Genomic DNA, 19,327 nt, shown 5'->3' with positions numbered 1-19,327 from the left:
TCTGCTGCTGAATAGCCGTTATAATCCGGCTTTTGCATTATCCTTGTGGCATGACAGCTTCAACACCGAAATGGCAGTTCTGGATTGATCGCGGCGGCACATTTACCGATATTGTTGCCCGCCGGCCTGATGGTGATCTCATCACCCATAAACTGCTATCCGAGAATCCCGAGCAATACCCTGATGCTGCTGTGGCTGGTATTCGCTTTCTGCTGGGCTTAGCTAAGGATGAACTGATCCCGGCCGAGCGGGTCAGCTCGGTCAAAATGGGCACTACCGTGGCCACCAATGCCCTGCTGGAACGCAAAGGCGAGAAAACCGCGCTGCTGACCACAAAAGGTTTCCGCGATGCATTGCAGATTGCCTATCAGAACCGGCCGCGTCTGTTTGACCGGCATATCCAGCGTCCCGAGTTGCTCTACCATTCCGTGGTTGAAGCTGATGAGCGGATCAGTGCCCAGGGAGAGGTGCTGAAAGCGCTTGATAAAGGGGCACTGGACCAGCAGTTAAAGGCTTTGTACCAGCAGGGTTATCGCTCGCTGGCGATTGTGTTTATGCATGGCTATCGCTATCACCAGCATGAGCGGCAGGCGCGAGAGCTGGCGCAGGCTATCGGTTTCAGTCAGATCAGTTGTTCGCACCAGGTCAGTCCGATGATCAAAATGGTTAGCCGTGGTGATACGGCCGTGGTCGATGCCTACCTGTCGCCGATTCTGCGCCGTTACGTTGATCAACTGGCAGAGCAGATGCCGGGCGTGCCTTTGTTTTTTATGCAGTCCTCGGGCGGTTTGACGGATGCTCATCAGTTCCAGGGCAAGGATGCGATTCTGTCAGGGCCGGCGGGTGGTATCGTGGGCATGGCGCGTACCGCAGAAACCGCCTGCTTTGACCGGGTTATCGGCTTTGATATGGGCGGCACCTCGACCGATGTCTCGCATTATGCCGGTGAGTTTGAGCGCGAGTTTGAAACCCAAGTGGCCGGGGTGCGGATGCGGGCACCGATGATGCGGATCCATACTGTCGCTGCTGGTGGCGGCTCGATTCTGCACTATGACGGTGCCCGCTTACGAGTGGGGCCGGAAAGTGCCGGTGCCAACCCGGGTCCGGCCAGTTACCGTCGTGGCGGACCGCTGACCGTCACCGATGCCAACCTGATGCTGGGTAAAATTCAGCCTGAATTTTTCCCCGCGGTATTCGGGCCGGAAGCCAACCAGCCGCTGGATAAGTCGGTGGTGGAAACGAAATTCACGAAGCTGGCCACTGACACCGGGCTGGCCGCCGAAGCGGTGGCCGAGGGCTTTATTCGTATTGCCGTGCAGCAGATGGCCAATGCGATCAAAAAGATTTCGGTGGCACGCGGCTATGATGTCACCCGCTATCTGATGCAGTGTTTTGGCGGTGCCGGTGCCCAGCATGCCTGCCTGGTCGCCCAGGCATTGGGCATCAAACAAATTCTGATTCATCCCTTTGCCGGTGTGCTCAGTGCCTATGGCATGGGCCTCGCTGATCAAAGCCTGATCCGTGAAAAAACGCTCGACTATGAACTGAATAAGGCGACCTTGCCGCAGCTTGAGACCGAACTGAGTGAACTCAGTCAACAGGCGGAATCCGAGTTGAAAATGCAGTATGTGGATGGCGGAGACCTGCAGCTGAAACAGCGCCTGCATGTGCGCTACCAGGACAGTGATACCGCGATGATCGTGCCTTATGGCAGCTTGCAGCAGATAAGCGATGCCTTTAATGAGGCTTACCAGCAGCGCTTCTCTTTCCTGCTCCCCGACAAGCGCCTGATTGTTGATGCGATTTCCGTCGAAGCCTTGTTAAAGTCGGCCGCAGACGAAGAGCAAAAACAAACCGTGCAAGCCGGGCGCGCGTTGCCGAGTGGAAAAACCGTGCAGTTTTACAGCAATGGTGACTGGTATCAGGCCGCCTTGATAGCACGCGACAAACTGCAAGCAGGCGATAAGATTAACGGCCCTGCGATCTTGGTGGAAAAAAATGCCACCACGGTGATTGAACCCGGCTGGCAGGCCGAGGTGAACGAATACCAGCATCTACTGTTGACTCAGGTCAGCGAGGTTGGTCACGCGGCGGTCAGTACCGAGGCTGATCCGGTGATGCTGGAGGTCTTCAATAACCTGTTTATGAATATTGCCGAGCAGATGGGCCTGCAACTGCAAAACACAGCCCTGTCGGTCAATATTAAAGAGCGGCTCGACTTTTCCTGTGCCTTGTTTGATGCAGAAGGCCAGCTGATTGCCAACGCACCCCATGTGCCGGTGCATCTGGGCTCGATGGGGGAAAGCATAAAGTCGGTGATCGAAGCCAATCGCGGCACGATAGCAGCCGGTGACGTGTTTTTACTCAATGATCCCTACCACGGCGGCACCCACCTGCCGGATATGACGGTAATCACGCCGGTGTTTCTGCCGGGCCATTCAGAGCCGGCATTTTATGTTGGCAGTCGCGGCCATCATGCTGATGTAGGTGGCATGACGCCTGGTTCAATTCCGCCATTTTCGACGCATATCGACGAAGAAGGCGTTCGAATAGCGAATTTTAAGCTGGTTAGCAAAGGGCAGTTTCTTGAGCAGGCGTTAACGGATTTATTGCAACAGGGCCGCTATCCGGCACGCAATATTGCCCAGAACCTTGCTGATCTGCGGGCGCAGATTGCCGCCAATGAAAACGGGGTGCAGGCTTTGCGGAAAATGTGCGCCGATTACGGCCTGTCCGTGGTGCAGGCCTATATGCAACATGTGCAGGATAATGCTGAGCAGGCGGTGCGCCGCGTCATTCACCGACTCAGAGACGGCCAGTTCAAAGTCAGCCTGGATAATGGCAGTCAAATCCAGGTAGCAATCCGCGTTAACAGGGCGGCAGCGACAACGGAGATTGATTTCACTGGCACCAGTGAGCAGCAGCAGAATAATTTCAATGCACCGCGGGCAGTGGCGATTGCTGCCGTGCTTTATGTATTCCGTACGCTGGTGGACGATGAGATCCCATTGAACGCGGGCTGTCTGAAACCGCTCAGCCTGATCATCCCCGAAGGCAGTATGCTCAACCCGCTTTACCCGGCATCGGTAGTAGCCGGCAATGTTGAAACCTCAACCTGTATTACCAATGCGCTTTATGGCGCGCTGGGCATGATGGCTTCGGCGCAGCCGACCATGAATAACCTGACCTTTGGTAATCAGCAACACCAGTATTACGAAACCCTGGCGGGCGGCAGTGGTGCCGGCGGTGATTATGATGACAATGGCCAGTTAACAGGGGGCTTTGACGGAACTGCGGTGATACAGAGCCTGATGACCAATTCCAGGCTGACTGATCCGGAGGTGCTGGAATCACGTTATCCGGTTCGCATTGTGGCCCATGCGATTCGCTCCAACTCCGGCGGGCAAGGACGCTGGCAGGGTGGAGAGGGGGCAGTCAGGCGTTTATTGTTTACCGAGCCGGTTACCGTCAGCATACTCTCCAATGGCCGTTTGTATCCGGCTTTCGGACTGCACGGCGGTGAAGCCGGGCAGCCCGGCTGTAACCGCGTCATTCGTGGGACAGGCGAGGTGGAGGACTTGACTGCCTGTGCCCAGGTGGAACTGGCGGCGGGTGATCAGATCGAGATTCTGACACCGGGTGGCGGCGGTTTCGGCGCCATGCTAAAAGGCTGAATCAGAGCTGCTGCATGTCTTTCAGGCTGAGCGTATTGATGCGTTTGATATCGGCGGCGCTGTCACGATCCTGGCGGGTGTTATAACCCCAGTCGGCCAGAAACAGCCGGATCTTGTCCAATCGGTCATCAGTAATCACATTGATTAATGTGGGCAGGCGATCTTCCACAAACAGAATCTCATCATCTGGCCGTTCCAGGCTCAAATCAGTGAGGATCTGTGGTTTACTCAGATTGCGCTCTAGCCCATAAATTTGTGCCAGGGGGAAAGAAATCTGGTTGGCTTTGAGAATATGATCGACAAAGCGTTCCTGTTTAGTGGTGATGATATAGCTGCTATCTGTGTCGATCTGTTTTAATTTGTCAGCAATGCCGTCGAAAAGCGGGTTCATCTCGATCCAGCTGTCAAAGTCGTCGGCAATCCACTGGTCACGGGTCGTACCAAATAATTGCTTGAGTTCATCAACGCCAAGTTCATCACGAATCATTAAAGCTTCAATCTGATGATGAAAGGCGGCCATCAAGCTGTCCGGCTGCATGCCCTCAAACAGCAGGCGCATAATGAGTACCGCTTCATAGCCGGTTTCCATCACCGGCCGCACTTGGCGGAAGGCTTGCATCATTTCCGCAGGCGGGGCATCCGGCATATCGGTCCACAGCTTGCGCGCGACCAGCCAGCCGGCCATGCCGGTTTCGACCGCGCTGTCACAGATCACCCCGTCGAAATCGAGCGCGTAAAGCTTATGACTCATCAGTGCGGAAAATACAATGTTGGGTGTAATCGGCGGCCTGGTTTGCTGTCCAGTCACCTTTGGCTTTGTTTTCCATCTGCTGGCACCATTTCTCGCTGCCGACTTCGGGGCTGCAGGCTGCGAGGCCCAGTAACAGGGCTGCAGCGATAAAGAGGCTTAACAAAGGTTTTGGCATGTTGCTGTCCTTCAATTTAAGTTAATCGCGTTCAAAAACCAGCCGGCCCTGGAACAGGGTATGGCTTACCTGGTGATTGAACAGCCAGCCGGCAAAGGGGCTGTTCTTGCCAGCGCTGACAAAATTGAGTGGCTGGCACTCAAACTCCGAATCGGGATCGACCAGGCAGATATCCGCCCGCGCGCCGACTTTAAGCTGACCCGCATCAATGCCCAGAATATCAGCCGGATTACAGGTTAAAGTGGCTACTGCACGCTGCAACTCGATTTCATCATCTTCGACCAGTTTCAGCGTTAATGACAACAAGGTTTCCAGCCCGGAGATACCTGGTTGGGTTTCAGCAAACGGCCCCAGCTTGTCATCCCGATCCAGCGGTTGATGATGTGAGGCAATCGCCGCGATCACGCCATCACGCACGCCCTGTTGTAGCTGTTCGCGGTCACGGATGCTGCGCAGTGGTGGCAGCACATGGCTGAGTGCATCGTAATTGCCCAGATCATGTTCCGATAGGTGTAGATGATGGGCACTGACATCGGCGGTGACCGGCAGCCCGCGATTTTGTGCATCGCGAATCAATTTCACCGCTTTACCACATGATAAATTATGAAAGTGAGCGCGTACTCCGGTTTGTTCAATCAGGATTAAATCGCGGCTGACAGCAACAGTTTCGGCGCTTTCAGGAATGCCGCCCAGTCCCAGCCGGGCACTGACCGTGCCTTCATGCACACAGCCCTGATGCTGCAACCAGGGATCGGCGGCATTAAGAAACACAGTCATATCCAATGTGGCCGCATAGGCCATCGCCCGTTGCAGAATCACACTGTTTTTAATCGCCGACAGGCCATTACTGATACCGACGCAGCCGGCGGCTTTAAGCCGGGCCATTTCTGCCAGTAGTTCAGAGTCCAGGTTTTGGCTCATGGCGCCAATGGTCAGCACCATGGCCTGAGCCGATTTCTTGGCCCGATCTTCAATTAGTTCCACCACAGCGGGGTTATCGATTACCGGGTCGGTGTCGGGTGGCACGCACAATGTGGTCACGCCGCCCGCGGCAGCAGCCGAGGTTTCACTGAGAATGGTCGCGGTGTGTTCCTGTCCGGGTTCTCGCAGACGGGCACTGAGATCAACCAGCCCCGGTAATACCAGCAGGCCAGTGGCATCAATGATCTTATCGGGGCTAAATCCAGCGGGGGCTTCGCCTATCGCCACAATGCGTCCATCGTCAATAAACACATCCTGGCGGGCATCAAGCTGACTGGCCGGATCAATCACACGGCCATTTTGTATGCGGATCTTCATGCATGTATCTCGTGTTGTTCTGACTGGGAGCCGAGTGCCATCGACATTACCGCCATTCTGACGGCAATGCCGTGTGTCACCTGTTCCAGAATCACTGATTGCGGCCCGTCGGCCACGCTGGAAGCGATTTCGACGCCGCGGTTGATAGGGCCGGGGTGCATGACAATGGCATCAGGTTTGGCCAGTTTGAGTTTGTCTTCGGTCAGTCCGTAGCAGTGGAAGTATTCACGGGCACTGGGCAGCAGCGCGCCCTGCATGCGTTCCAGTTGCAGTCGCAGCATAATGACCACGTCCACGCCTTCCAGGCCGGCTTCCATATCGTGATAGACGTGTACGCCCAATGTCTGGCAGTCAGAAGGCAGTAATGTCTGAGGGCCGATCACGCGGATTTCGCCGACTCCTAAAGTTGCCAGCGCCTGGATTTGCGAGCGCGCTACCCGCGAATGCAGAATATCGCCGACGATGGCGACCCGCAGGTTGTGAAATTCCTGCTTGTGACGGCGGATGGTAAACATATCCAGCATCGCCTGAGTGGGGTGGGCATGACAGCCGTCACCGGCATTGATCACACTGACATGTGGCGCCACGTGCTGGGCAATAAACTCGGCGGCACCGCTCTGATTATGGCGCACCACAAACATATCAGTGTGCATGGATTCCAGATTGTGCAGGGTATCGAGCAGGCTTTCCCCCTTAGAGGTAGCCGAGGTGCTGATGTTGAAGTTCATCACATCAGCAGAAAGTCGCTTGGCGGCGAGCTCAAAGGTGGAACGGGTGCGGGTCGAATTTTCGAAAAACAGATTAACGATAGTTTTACCGCGCAGGATCGGGACTTTTTTGACCTGACGGCTGGTGATGCCGGAAAACTGTTCGGCTCGATCCATGATTTCGGTCAGCAGCGGCTTTTTCAGCCCTTCAATAGTCAGGAAATGTCGCAGCTGGCCGGTTTCGGTCAGTTGGTTATTCTTCATTCACCACTCCCTTGGTGCGGTATTCGAGCTGCAGGCCATTATTGTTGACCAGTTTGACGTGCTTGTCGCGGGCCAGCTCAATCGACTCACCGATAATATCGGGCTGAATCGGCAGCTCACGGCCATTGCGTTCCACCAGCACGGCGAGGGTGACACTGGCCGGTCGGCCGTAATCGAAGATTTCATTAAGCGCAGCGCGGGTGGTGCGGCCACTGAGCAAGACATCATCAACCAGCAGCAGATGGCGGCCATCAACGCTGAATGGCAGATCGGTGGGCGTGACCTGTGGATGCATGCCGATGCGGGTGAAGTCATCACGGTAGTAGGCGATATTCAACGTGCCCAGCGGCGCATCGAAAAATTCCGCACCCAGAATGTTCTGCAGTGCCTTGGCGACCCAGACGCCGCCGGTGTGTATGCCAATAAGCAAAGGTTTACTGTCGCCAAGGCGATCACGGATATCGGCTGCCATGCTTTGCAGCAAAGCGTCTATCTGCGTTTGTGAGAGTGCGGTGGTCATTGTTGATTCAGCCATGATTGAAGTATGAGTTGTGCCGATAACTGATCGACGTCGCTACGCTGACGGGAATCCATTTTACTGCGGATCCCCATTTGATCCAGTGCCTCGTAGGTGGTGAGTCTTTCATCCTGCCATTCTACCGGCAGTCCGAAGCGGCCATGCAGGCGGTTACCAAAGCGGCGGGCGGCGGCGGTCATTGTTTGTTCGGTGCCGTCCATATTGAGCGGCAAACCCACGACGAGCAGTGCCGGTTGCCATTCCTGTAACAGTCGAGCAATTAGCTCCCAGTCGGGAATACCGTCACGGGCCTTAATGGCGGTGAGCGGATTGGCCGTGCGGGTCAGCTCCTGGCCCACCGCAATGCCGATGTTCTTCATGCCGAAATCGAAGCCCAGCAGGGTTCTGGTCGTGGTCATGCGTGTCCTGAACTGTTGGACATCAGGTTGATATCGACGCCCAGCAATTTGGCGGCTTCCTGCCAGCGTTCATCGGCGGGGGTATCAAACATCAGATCATGAGTGGCCGGCACGGTCAGCCAGCTATTCTCTGCCAGTTCCTTTTCCAGTTGACCGGCGCCCCAGCCGGCATACCCCAGGGTGACCAGAGAATGTTCCGGCCCTTGCTCGGTGCCGATGGCTTCCAGAATATCGGTGGAAGTCGTCAGAAATACATCCTCAGCCAGTTTGAGGCTGGATTTCCATTCGGCCTCATGCTGATCATGAATCACCATGCCCTGGCCTTTCTGAACCGGGCCGCCGAACAGGACCGGCGTGGTTTTAATATAGTCGGTGTGGTTGTCGATTTTCAGGTGTGACAGCAGTTCTTCCAGCATCACCTTGGTGGGCCGGTTAATAATCAATCCCATTGCGCCGTTGCTGTCGTGTTCGCAGACATAGACCACTGACCGATAAAAAAAGGAATCGATCAGGGCCGGCATGGCGACCAGAAAATGATTTTGCAAAGTCGATTCCATGACGCTCCTAGAAGAATGAAAAGCCGACCTGGAACAAGCGTTCTACTTCTTTAATATAGCGTTTATTGACCAAAAACAGGATCACATGGTCTTCACTTTCTATGATCGTATCATGATGGGCGATGATGACTTCTTCGCCGCGCACGATAGCGCCGATGGTGGTGCCCGGCGGCAGGTCAATTTCATCAATGCGGCGACCAACCACCATGGATGAGCTGCTGTCACCATGGGCAATCGCTTCCAGCGCTTCGGCGGCGCCGCGGCGCAAAGAGTGAACCGCCACAATATCACCGCGGCGGATATGCGCCAGCAGGCTGCCGATGGTGGCCTGTTGTGGTGACAGGGCAATATCGATGGTGCCACTTTCCACCAGATCCACGTAGGCAGCACGGTTAATCAGCGACAGCACTTTGGTGGCACCGAGGCGTTTGGCCAGCATCGCTGACAGGATATTGGCTTCGTCGTCGTTGGTCAGGGCACAGAACAGGTCGACCTTGTCGATTTCTTCTTCCAGCAACAGCTCTTCGTTGGCGACATCGCCCAGCAGCACGATGCTGTTGGCCAGCTCTTCCGACAGGTATTCCGCGCGTTTGGGGTTAGCCTCAATCAGTTTGACCTGATAATCATTTTCCAGTGCCGTGGCCAGGCGCGCGCCGATATTACCGCCACCGGCCAGCATAATGCGGCGGTAGGGTTTTTCCAGCCGGCACAGTTCGCCCATGACCGCGCGAATATCCTTGCTGGCGGCGATAAAAAACACTTCGTCATCAGCCTCGATCTCGGTATCGCCGGTGGGCGTAATCGGCCGGCCTTCACGGAAAATCGCCGCCACCCGGGTTTCGGTCTTGGGAATATGTTTACGCAAATCGCGCAGCGGATGGCCTACCAGTGGCCCGCCATGTACCGCTTTCACCGCAACCAACTGGATTTTGCCATCGGAGAAGTCCAGTACCTGCAGTGCATTAGGTTGGCTGATCAGGCGCTGGATATATTCGGTCACGATCTGCTCGGGGCTGATCAGCATATCGATGGCAATCGCCTGCGGATTATCTTTTTCGAACAGCTCCGGCGTAGTCAGATAACCGGTGGTGCGGATGCGGGCGATTTTGGTCGGCGTGTGATACAGGGTGTGGCAGATCTGGCAGGCGATCATATTGGTCTCGTCACTGTTGGTGACCGCCAGAATCAGATCGGCATCTTCAGCACCGGCCCGCGCCAGCACATCGGGATGCGAGGCCTCGCCCTGAATGGTGCGGATGTCATAGTGATCCTGTAATTTGAGCAGATTGGTGTTATCACTGTCGACCAGCGTAATGTCATCATCTTCGCGTGCCAGCGTAGCGGCAACCGATGAGCCGACTTGGCCGGCGCCCAGAATCAGAATCTTCATTATCGTCTCGCTATTTAAATTTGCTTGGTGTCGATGCCCAAAGAACGCAGTTTACGGTAGAGGTGCGTTCTTTCCATGCCGGCGAGTTTGGCGGCCTTGCCGACATTGCCGTCGGTTTCCTGCAGTTTACGCAACAGATAGAGCCTTTCAAATTGCTCCCGCGCTTCTCTCAGCGGTAAATCATAGTTGATGGTTTCATCGCCCTCGGCGGTGGCTTCCGCTTCGGTTTCCAGCGCGTGTTCGACATCATCAACGTCAATATCATCACCATCACCGAGTACCAGCAAGCGCTGAATAACATTTTTTAGTTCCAGCACATTGCCTTGCCAGCTGTGATTGCGCAGCCGGTTTTGGGCGGCCACGGTAAAGCGGCGGTAAGGCAGGCCGGCCTGTGTGGTCTGTAGATCGACAAAGTGATGCACCAGTTCGGGGATATCCTCGATATGGTCTCTGAGTGGCGGAATCATCAGCGTAATGCTGTTGAGCTGGTAGAGCAGGCTGTCGAGAAAGTCGCCGTTATCAACGGCTTTCTGCAGCGAATACTGGGTGGCACAGATCAACTGGCTATGTTCCAGTTGCTTGCTTTCCAGCAGGTGCAGCAGCAGCGCCTGAGCTTCATCACTGAGCAGCGCCAGATCGTTGATATAAAGGCAGTTATTTTCGGCCAAAGATTTGATCTTGGCGCTATCGAGCGGAAAACTTTCCGGACTGAGTTCGACAAATTTACCATCGGCAAACTGTCCCAGGCTCTGCAGGTAGTGGGCGAAACAATGCTTGCCAACACCGGCTTCGCCAACCAGCAGGATAGGCATATCATGGCCGGCGATACGCTCTACCTGCTCACGCAGGAGATTCATCTGGCTGCTCTTGCCGACTGGCTCCTGTGACAGCTCGCGTTGAATAGCGGCCTGCTTGGCCCTGTTTTCCAGCGCCATCTCCACGCCGCGCAGCAGCTTGGCCATCGACAAGGGCTTTTCGATAAAGTCGACCGCACCCAGCCGGGTCGCTTCCACTGCGGTTTCGATAGTGCCGTGACCCGACATCATGACGATGGTGACGGCTTTATTCTGTTGTTTGAATTCCTTAAGCAGGGTGATGCCGTCGATATCCGGCATCCAGATATCCAGCAGCACCAGATCGGGCATCTGTTTATCGAATTCAGCCCGGGCCTCTTCGCCGTTGGCGGCGATAGTGACCTGGTAGTTTTCATCTTCCAGGATGTCTTTGATCAGCTCGCGAATATCGGGCTCGTCATCAACAACCAGGATAAGCGGTTTATCAGCACTCACGAATGCATGTCCTCCAGAGGTAATCTGATAATTATACTGGTTCCCTGTCCGTCGTGATTCTCCGCCCACACATCGCCACCGTGTTCTTCAACGATTTTCTTGACGATGGCCAGCCCCAGTCCGGTACCTTTGTGCTTGGTGGTGGCATAGGGCTCGAACAGCTTGTCGATGATGCTATCGGGAATGCCGGGGCCATGATCGCGGACGCTGATTTCCAGCCACTGGCGCTGAGCAAATTCAAGCGGATGATAACTGATCACGATATCAACCGGGATATTGGCATCTTCGCAAGCTTCAATAGCGTTTTTCAACAGGTTATGCATGACCTGGCGCAAGCGGTTGGCATCTATGCGAACCTGGATTGGTTGCGGACAGTTCAGCAAGGTGAACTGGTGGCGCGGATTACTCTGGTACAGCGTCAGCACTTCACGGATCAGGGGGCCAATGTTGTGGGGCTGCAATTGCAAAGCCGGGGTGCGGGCATATTCGGAGAATTCATTGACCATTTCTTTCATCGCTTCAACCTGCTGCACGATGGTGCCGGTCAGCTTGTTGACGGTGTCGGTCTGTTCCTCCGGCACCAGCGCACTGTATTTGCGCTGCAGCCGTTCTGCCGATAACTGAATCGGGGTTAACGGGTTCTTGATTTCATGTGCCAGCCGCCGGGCTACCTCGCCCCAGGCCGCATTGCGCTGGGCCTGAAGCAGGGCGGTGATATCTTCGAACACCACCACCCAGCCGGCATTGTTAGGCAGTTCAGTGCCATGGCAAATCAGGGTCTGCTTGCCTTTGGACTGATGCAGTTCAATCTGTTGTTCCCAGTTTTTGCCTTTGTCAGCACAACTTTCGATCATCTGGCAGAAGGTCTGCATATTGTTATTAAGCTGTGCCAGCCGTGACAGCGGACTTTCCAGGCGTTGCTGCAGGTTGACGCCGAGGATTTTGCTGCTGGCATTATTGGCGGTGTGCAGATACAAGCGCTTGTCGATGGTCACCACACCGCTGGAGAGGCTGCCCAGTACCGTGGTCAGGTAGCTGGTCTGTTGTTCCAGCAAGCGGTGACTGCGCTGTGAGGCATTGCGGGCCTGAGTCAGGCGCTGGGTCATCTGGTTGAATGAGCGCACCAGAAAGCCGATTTCATCATGACCGGAAGCGGTCAATTGCATATTGAAGTTACCCGAGGCCACCGCCTGGGTGCCTTCGGCCAGACCCTGCAGCGGTTCGACAATGCGTCTGGATATCCACACCGCAAACCAGATCGACAGCAGGATGGTCAGAAATACAATCAGGCTCAGACTGAGGGTAAACACCGTGATCAGCGGTTTACGCAGGTAACTGAGCTCCTTGTAATCGGTGTAGGCATCCTGCACCACATCACCCAGTTCGCTGAGCCGGTCATTGATTGGGAACAGGACGTTTAACAGCCTTTCCTCGGCCAGTACCGACTGGGTAGGGATACGCACCGTGGCGCGCAGTCGCAGCTTGTCATCCTCGGTGGGATCCAGGCCGATATAATCTTCACCCTGGCGTAACTGGCCCAGAATGCTGTCATTGGGCCGGTCCGGCACCATAATGGTCGGGGTTTCTATACTGGAAGCGACGGGTGTGCCGTCCATGCCCCAGATACTGACTTCCAGTGCGCCGCTGAGGTTATTCAGATCCCGCAGGCTGTGGGACAGCTCGGATTCAGGTAGCTCACTGAGCACCCCGGCCATCATCCGGGTCTGCCTTAACAGAGTACGCATACGGATGCCGAAAGAGGTGCGGCTCAGTTCCAGCGAGTCATTCAAAGCCTGCTCTATCTTGACGTCAAACCAACTGTTGATGCCGCGGTGCAGGAAGTGCATTGAAAAGCCATAGACCATGGTAGTGGCGACCAGGATCAATAACACAAACAGGCTGACCAGTCTGACGGTGAGCCTCGACCCCGCCTCGTGTCGCTGGAAGTCGCGGTAAAGCCGGATCATGCTGCGGATCAGGATCCCGGCCAGCAACAACAGGCAGACCACACCGATGCCAAAGATCACCAGAAACAGGTCATTGAGGCGAGACTTGTCCTGAGTCGCTGCGCTCAGCAGCAAAGCCATGACCAGCAACAGCAAGGCCAGGGACAAATAGGGTGCGGTGCCGGTGCTGAGGCGTTTGATTAAAGCTATTGCCATACTGCTCGCACCCAGGGGCTGGTCAATTGCCATTTGCTGGAGAGCATGGCACCGGGACGCATCGGTGTCGGTAATGCATTCAGATCGAGGCCGCTGCGAATCAGTAACAGTAAATTATCAGGCTGCTGGGTAAACTCCGGCGGCAGACTCAAATCTTCAATCTGGCCCAAGGCAGCCAACGCGCCATCAATATGGGGAAAGTTCTGCTGGGCGCCGGTATCCAGAGATTTGAGCACATACTGTTCCGACAAGGCGTGATAACGGAGTTCGTAATACAAGCGGCTCTGCCAGAGGTCGGTTTCCCACTGCCAGAACTTACCCAGCAAAGGGAAACTCTCGACCAGCTTTAATTCCTGGAAAAAGGTGATGGGCACGCCGTTTTGCAGCGCTTCAATGACCCGCGGGGTCAGTGGGTAGTCGATTTGTGCTGACAATACATAACCATTGCCGATTTGATGAACCTTGGGATTATTAACACTGAAGATAGTCGCTGCTGCAATGCCGCTGTAGGCCAGGGCGAGCAGCATCAGGATGGGCAGGAAACGTTTAACGGCGTCGCAGGCAGGCATAATAAAAACCGTCCATGACATCGCTGCCGGGCAGGTGCTGGTAGCCAAATGGTCGTGACCGGGCCGGTGGCGTTGCCGGTCTGAGCTCCTCGGCGTCCGGATGTCTTTGCAGAAACGCTTCAATTTGCTGCTCGTTCTCTTGTTTGAAAGCAGAGCAGGTAGTGTAAACCATCAGACCATCGGCTTTCAGCAGTGGCCACAGATTATCCAGCAGTTGTTGCTGTTGCCGGGCCAGTGCCGGGATATCTTCGGGCCTGCGCAGCAGTTTGATATCGGGATGGCGGCGAATCACGCCGCTGCCGGTACAGGGGGCATCAATAAGGATGCGATCGAACTTTTCGCCATCCCACCAGCTGGCCGTGTCAGCGGCATCAGCCGCCTTGAGTTGTGCCGCTAATTTCAGCCGCGTCAGATTGTCGTCGATCTGGCTCAGTCGCTGAGGGGCGATATCCAGGGCGACCACCGTGTTGCCCGGCTCGACCTCAAGCATATGACCGGTTTTACCACCGGGCGCGGCGCAAGCATCAAGAATGCGCTGTTCGGGCCGGATATCCAGTAATGCCGCCACTTTCTGTGCGGCGCCATCCTGTACCGAGGCTTCGCCATCAAAAAAGCCGGGCAGGCGCCCTACATCACAGGGTGTGGATAACAGAATGCCGTCATCCGTGTCTTGCAGGATCTGTGCATCAACACCGGCCTCGGCCAGCTTGTCGAGGTATGCCTGCCGGTTCAGCCGTTGACGGTTGACCCGCAGCATCATCGGCGGTTGCTGGTTGTTGGCTTCGCAGATTTGCTGCCAGTTTTCAGGCCAGTCCTGCTGATAATGTTTGAGCCACCAGTCAGCATGGCCATAACGTGCCTCAGCATGTTCGGCGAGGGCTGCTTCCAGTTCAGCAGACTGACGCTGATAATTGCGCAGACAGGCATTGAGCAGGCCGCCGGCCCATTGCTTGCGGCGTTGTTTGGCCGCATTGACGGTTTCTGAAATAGCGGCGTGTGCCGGGGTGCGCAATTCCCGAAGCTGGTAGAGGCCCATCAGCAGCAGCGCATTAATATCCTTGTCTTTATTTCTGAATGGTTTCTTCAATAAGCGTTCAGCGAGAAAAGCCAAAGCCGGGTAGCAACGCAATACACCGTAACAAAGCTGCTGGCAGAATCCGCGATCGCGTTCATCGACCTTATCCAGACATTGTGACAAGCAGGCAGTCAGCGAACGCTGATCGCCGATAACGGCGGCCACCACTTCAGCGGCAGCGCTGCGGGCGGAAAGGGTTGAGGACTTAGCCAAGCTGTTCGCCGACCTTTAGTTGATTGGCATTGAGAAAATCGCGCACGGTCATCGCCCGTTTGCCCGGCACCTGCAACTGGGTAATGCGTAATGCGCCGCTGCCACAGGCAATATCGATTCCCTGTTTATCCACTGTCAGTACTTCACCGGGCTGGCCGCTTTGACGAGTGTCGGCCAGTTGCGCCAGCCAGATCCGCATGGTGTCGCCTTGCCACTGAGTCTGCGCGACCGGCCAAGGGTTGAAGGCGTTCACCTGGCGCAGGATTTGCTCGGCAGTGTGCTGCCAGTCGATCAGTGCTTCCTGCTTTTCCAGCTTGTGCGCATAGGTTTTGTGGGCCTCATCCTGTGGCCGGGCCTGAGCAAGGCGGTTTTCAATTTCCGCCAGGCTACTCACCAGTGCTTCAGCACCCAGCGTGGCCAGACGATCATGCAGCACCTGGGCGGTATCGTCGTTGTCGATGGGACAGCGCTTTTCCAGCAAGACCGGTCCGGTATCCAGGCCCGCTTCCATTTTCATAATGCCGACGCCGGTCTCTGTGTCGCCGGCCAGAATCGCCCGCTGAATCGGCGCAGCACCCCGCCAGCGTGGCAACAATGAAGCATGCACATTAATACAGCCCAGTCGCGGTGTATCCAGCACGGCTTGTGGTAACAGCAGGCCGTAAGCGACCACGACCATTAAGTCAGCCTGGTAGCTGTCCAGCGTTGCTAAACTGTCCTCGGATTTGAAGTTCAGTGGTTGTTCCACCGGGATAGCGTGTTCCAGCGCAATCTGTTTGACCGGGCTTGGCGTCAGTTTGCGGCCACGTCCGGCGGGTCGGTCAGGTTGCGTGTAAACAGCGCAGACCGTGTGTTCAGTCTGTAGCAGGGCTTTGAGGCTTTCAGCGGCAAAATCCGGCGTACCGGCAAAAATGATGCGCATTGTGGGTGAGCTTGTCCTTATAGTTTTTGTTTCTGGTGTTTTTCCAGTTTTTTGCGGATCCGCTGGCGTTTAAGATTACTCAGGTAATCAACAAATAACTTGCCATCGAGATGATCGATCTCATGCTGAATGCAGGTCGCGAGCAGGCCATCTGCGGTGAACTCGTAGCTTTCATTGTCAAAATTCAGGGCTTTAACCTTGATTTTGTCGGCACGGGTTACGGCCTCATAGGCTTCGGGCACTGACAGGCAGCCTTCTTCGAATTCACGCTCACCATCAGCCTCGATAACTTCCGGGTTAATCAACACCAGCGGGTCGCTGTTGTCTTCCGAAATATCGATCACAATCACTCGCTTTTTAACGTTGACCTGGATCGCAGCCAGACCAATACCGGGCGCATCGTACATGGTTTCCAGCATATCGTCGGCCAGCTGGCGGATCTCGTCGTTGACCTCGTTGACCGGCTCAGCCTGGTTGCGAAGCCGCGGGTCGGGGTAATGCAAAATATTCAAAATAGCCATGGTTGTACCTGTTGCGTTCTGTTTAGCAGAACTAAATTCATTTCTTCTATTTTAGTCTGTCCGGGGCCAGTTGAAAAATTAAAGCTTGAGCAAAAAAGGCGGCCGCAGCCGCCTTGAAGCCCGAGTGATCGGCTAGATTACTTGAGGCTGGCGTAATAAGCCGCCAGGTTGTTGATGTCTTCATCCGACAAATTGGCGGCCATGGCGTGCATCAGTGCTGAATTACCCCCCTGGCGTTCCTTGCTGCGATAGGCTTTCAGCGCAATGACCAGATATTCCTGATTCTGACCGGCGAGGTTAGGATAGGTGGGGATCAATGCTTTGCCGTCAGCACCATGACAACTGGCACAGACAGCAGCTTTTGCCTTACCGGCCTCGGGGTCACCGGCTGCAGTGGCAGTGGTGGTGACAAAAAGCGGAAACAGACCCAGCAAAGTTAAAAGAAATGCTTTCATAGTAGGCTCCGATTTTTATGCCGGAATTATGAACCCGGTCACGTTAATTAACAGCTAACAGACTGTCACAGCGTCGCAAAGTTGCCTGATTGCTTGATTACTGTTTACGCTTATAACACACTATGACCGTTGTTACTCGAATAATGGATCAGGGTAACGTTCACATCCATGAGGATAGCTCAATGATACGACGCATTGTCTTAAGCCTGTTTTTCGTTTTAATAAGCTTACCGCTGATAGCGAACGATGTTGAACTCAACCCTGACTATCCACAGCGTTATGTCGTCAAAAAAGGTGACACGCTGTGGGATATTTCCGGCATGTTCCTCAAATTTCCCTGGCACTGGCCGGATATCTGGTATGCCAACCCGCAGGTTGAAAACCCCCATCTGATTTATCCCGGTGATGAATTGTCGCTGGTGTGGCGTGATGGTCGCCCGGTGCTGGAGATTAATCGTGGCCAGCGCACCGTGAAACTGGGCCCTGAAGTGCGGGAGACCCTGATAGACAAACCCATTCCAACTATCCCGCTGTCGGCAATTGGCCCCTTCCTGAGCAAGCCTAAAGTGGTGGGTGAGGAAGTGCTGGACAATGCGCCCTATGTCGTTGCCAGTGCTGATGAACGCCTGATCTCCGGTTCCGGTGACTTTGTTTATGCCCGCGGTGTTAAGCAGGAAGATGCCGATGATTACAGCATTTTCCGTGGTGGCAAGGTTTATACCGATCCGGATAGTGGAGAAGTACTCGGCTATGAAGCCATATATACCGGCGATGCCGTCGTGTCGGCCCATGGTGATCCGGCCAGAGTTGATCTGACCTACACCAACCGTGAGGTGCAAATCGGTGACCGTCTGCTGGAAATAGAAGAAGACGACTTTGATTTGAACTTCATTCCGCGCTCACCGGGTAATGAAATGAACGGCTACATCATCTCTGTCTTCGATGGTGTGTCGCAGGTAGGCCAGTATCAGATCGTGGTACTTAACCTCGGCGCCCGCGATGGACTGGAAACCGGTCATGTCCTGTCGGTGTTCGCTGCCGGTGAGACCATCCCCGATCAGGTCACTGCGGATCGAAATGACAAGGTCACATTACCTGATGAACATGCTGGCGAGGCCATGGTGTTTAAAACCTACGAAAAAGTCAGCTACGCCATCGTAATGAAAGCAAGCCAGGCCATTCACTTGCTGGACAAGGTTAAAAGCGCACCCTGAGGGCCGTTGGCTGATGTCTGCCGACAAGCACAATGAGCTCGCTTGTTGGATCGCGCTGCAACGGGTGCCTGGACTGGGGCCGGCAACCCTGAGCCGATTGCTGCAGCAGTTTGAAAGTCCGCAGCAGATCCTTGATAACCCGAATCTGGCACAAGGTCTCAGCGCGTCGGTGATGGACGGTCTGCGCCGGCCTGACTGGCAGCAGGTCGAGGCCGACCTGGCCTGGCTGGAAGCCGACCATCGTTATCTTTTGCCAATCGATGATCAGCGTTATCCGGCGCTGCTCAGAGAAATTTCCGATCCGCCGCCTTTGCTTTACGTTCAGGGCGATTTGTCCTTACTGTCACAATGGCAACTGGCCATTGTAGGCAGCCGCAATCCGTCGGCATCCGGTCGCCAGACCGCCTTTGATTTTTCCCGTTACCTGGCCAGTGGTGGTTTGACCATCACTTCAGGACTGGCTGCAGGCATAGACGGCGCAGCACATCAGGGTGCCCTTGCGGCTGGCGGTAAGACTATCGCGGTGGTCGCCACCGGCCTGGATCGGGTATATCCGGCCAAACACAGGGATCTGGCTCACCAGATTAGCGAACAGGGCGTGATCGTTTCCGAATCTCCATTGGGCACCTCACCCCGGGCCGAATTGTTTCCCCGGCGTAACCGGATAATCAGTGGTTTGTCACTGGGCACCCTGATTGTGGAGGCGGCTTTGAAAAGCGGCTCTTTGATCACAGCCAGGATGGCAATGGAGCAGGCTCGAGAAGTGTTTGCGATTCCCGGATCGATACATAACCCCTTGTCGCGGGGCTGTCATCAGTTGATTCGTGAAGGTGCCAAGCTGGTCGAAACGGCGGATGACATCCTGGAAGAATTGGGCGCACTGGCCGGTGTGAGCGCGCCGGAAATTGAGCCGGTCACAGAAAGCCAAGTTTCACACAAAAAAGACGGCGATTATCAGATTTTGTTTGAAACTCTGGGATTTGACCCCATACCTATTGACAAGTTGATAGAAAATAGTGGATTGACGGCCGATGCGGTTTCATCCATGCTGTTATTACTGGAATTAGAAGGCGAGGTAGAGTCATTGCCGGGCGGACGATACGTGCGTACGGGTTGATTGAGAGAAGCATCATCCTTCTTCAACAGAGAATCGA

At 55.0% G+C, this 19,327-nt stretch carries 18 protein-coding genes; 3 read left to right on the top strand and 15 right to left on the bottom strand.

Annotation, left to right across the window (positions count from 1 at the left end; genetic code table 11):
- The first annotated feature begins 50 nt into the window (after positions 1-50).
- Positions 51-3,674 carry a hydantoinase B/oxoprolinase family protein gene (locus Q0X64_RS04335; protein WP_297809320.1) on the top strand — a complete coding sequence of 1,208 codons (3,624 nt, stop codon included), beginning with the start codon at positions 51-53 and terminating at the stop codon, positions 3,672-3,674.
- A gap of 1 nt (position 3,675) precedes the next feature.
- Here Q0X64_RS04335 and Q0X64_RS04330 read toward each other — a convergent pair whose 3' ends face one another.
- The 15 genes from Q0X64_RS04330 to Q0X64_RS04260 form a co-directional block, all read right to left on the bottom strand.
- The gene (locus Q0X64_RS04330; RefSeq protein WP_297809319.1) at positions 3,676-4,425 is read right to left on the bottom strand and encodes an HAD family hydrolase; all 750 of its coding nucleotides are present in this window, start codon (positions 4,423-4,425) and stop codon (positions 3,676-3,678) included.
- Positions 4,415-4,600, bottom strand: coding sequence for a DUF3012 domain-containing protein (locus Q0X64_RS04325; RefSeq protein ID WP_297809318.1), 186 nt, complete (start codon positions 4,598-4,600; stop codon positions 4,415-4,417). The genes Q0X64_RS04330 and Q0X64_RS04325 overlap by 11 nt, the downstream gene beginning before the upstream one ends.
- Before the next feature lie 21 nt (positions 4,601-4,621).
- Positions 4,622-5,899, bottom strand: coding sequence for a dihydroorotase (locus Q0X64_RS04320; protein WP_297809317.1), 1,278 nt, complete (start codon positions 5,897-5,899; stop codon positions 4,622-4,624).
- Positions 5,896-6,870, bottom strand: a complete 975-nt coding sequence (locus tag Q0X64_RS04315) for an aspartate carbamoyltransferase catalytic subunit (protein WP_297809316.1) — start codon at positions 6,868-6,870, stop codon at positions 5,896-5,898. The genes Q0X64_RS04320 and Q0X64_RS04315 overlap by 4 nt, the downstream gene beginning before the upstream one ends.
- Complete coding sequence (gene pyrR, locus Q0X64_RS04310) at positions 6,860-7,405, bottom strand: bifunctional pyr operon transcriptional regulator/uracil phosphoribosyltransferase PyrR (RefSeq protein WP_297809315.1); 546 nt, start codon at positions 7,403-7,405, stop codon at positions 6,860-6,862. Before pyrR ends, Q0X64_RS04315 begins: the two co-directional genes overlap by 11 nt.
- Positions 7,387-7,806: a Holliday junction resolvase RuvX gene (ruvX, locus tag Q0X64_RS04305; protein ID WP_297809314.1), complete on the bottom strand. Its 420-nt coding sequence runs from the start codon at positions 7,804-7,806 to the stop codon at positions 7,387-7,389. Before ruvX ends, pyrR begins: the two co-directional genes overlap by 19 nt.
- On the bottom strand, positions 7,803-8,363 hold the full coding sequence (locus tag Q0X64_RS04300; RefSeq protein WP_297809313.1) for a YqgE/AlgH family protein: 561 nt from the start codon (positions 8,361-8,363) through the stop codon (positions 7,803-7,805). The genes ruvX and Q0X64_RS04300 overlap by 4 nt, the downstream gene beginning before the upstream one ends.
- 7 nt (positions 8,364-8,370) lie before the next feature.
- Entirely contained in the window at positions 8,371-9,753 is a 1,383-nt protein-coding gene (trkA, locus tag Q0X64_RS04295; protein ID WP_297809312.1) for a Trk system potassium transporter TrkA, read from the bottom strand.
- 14 nt (positions 9,754-9,767) lie between these two features.
- Positions 9,768-11,042: a sigma-54 dependent transcriptional regulator gene (locus Q0X64_RS04290; RefSeq protein WP_297809311.1), complete on the bottom strand. Its 1,275-nt coding sequence runs from the start codon at positions 11,040-11,042 to the stop codon at positions 9,768-9,770.
- Positions 11,039-13,204 carry an ATP-binding protein gene (locus Q0X64_RS04285; RefSeq protein WP_297809310.1) on the bottom strand — a complete coding sequence of 722 codons (2,166 nt, stop codon included), beginning with the start codon at positions 13,202-13,204 and terminating at the stop codon, positions 11,039-11,041. Before Q0X64_RS04285 ends, Q0X64_RS04290 begins: the two co-directional genes overlap by 4 nt.
- On the bottom strand, positions 13,195-13,773 hold the full coding sequence (locus tag Q0X64_RS04280) for a DUF4390 domain-containing protein (RefSeq protein WP_297809309.1): 579 nt from the start codon (positions 13,771-13,773) through the stop codon (positions 13,195-13,197). The genes Q0X64_RS04285 and Q0X64_RS04280 overlap by 10 nt, the downstream gene beginning before the upstream one ends.
- On the bottom strand, positions 13,751-15,061 hold the full coding sequence (rsmB, locus tag Q0X64_RS04275) for a 16S rRNA (cytosine(967)-C(5))-methyltransferase RsmB (protein WP_297809308.1): 1,311 nt from the start codon (positions 15,059-15,061) through the stop codon (positions 13,751-13,753). The genes Q0X64_RS04280 and rsmB overlap by 23 nt, the downstream gene beginning before the upstream one ends.
- A complete protein-coding gene (gene fmt, locus Q0X64_RS04270) occupies positions 15,054-15,983 on the bottom strand; it encodes a methionyl-tRNA formyltransferase (RefSeq protein WP_297809307.1) in 930 nt (309 codons plus the stop codon). The genes rsmB and fmt overlap by 8 nt, the downstream gene beginning before the upstream one ends.
- Before the next feature lie 17 nt (positions 15,984-16,000).
- Positions 16,001-16,504: a peptide deformylase gene (gene def / locus Q0X64_RS04265; protein WP_297809306.1), complete on the bottom strand. Its 504-nt coding sequence runs from the start codon at positions 16,502-16,504 to the stop codon at positions 16,001-16,003.
- A gap of 137 nt (positions 16,505-16,641) precedes the next feature.
- Complete coding sequence (locus Q0X64_RS04260) at positions 16,642-16,959, bottom strand: cytochrome c (protein ID WP_297809305.1); 318 nt, start codon at positions 16,957-16,959, stop codon at positions 16,642-16,644.
- Between the two features lie 182 nt (positions 16,960-17,141).
- On the opposite strand from Q0X64_RS04260, the gene Q0X64_RS04255 reads away from it, so the two are divergent.
- Positions 17,142-18,173, top strand: a complete 1,032-nt coding sequence (locus Q0X64_RS04255) for a LysM domain-containing protein (RefSeq protein ID WP_297809304.1) — start codon at positions 17,142-17,144, stop codon at positions 18,171-18,173.
- A gap of 13 nt (positions 18,174-18,186) precedes the next feature.
- On the top strand, positions 18,187-19,290 hold the full coding sequence (gene dprA / locus Q0X64_RS04250) for a DNA-processing protein DprA (RefSeq protein WP_297809303.1): 1,104 nt from the start codon (positions 18,187-18,189) through the stop codon (positions 19,288-19,290).
- Positions 19,291-19,327 lie beyond the last annotated feature (37 nt).

The organism is uncultured Methylophaga sp., from assembly GCF_947259025.1.
Classification (GTDB): Bacteria; Pseudomonadota; Gammaproteobacteria; order Nitrosococcales; family Methylophagaceae; genus Methylophaga.
This window is presented reverse-complemented; position numbering and strand designations above follow the sequence as displayed.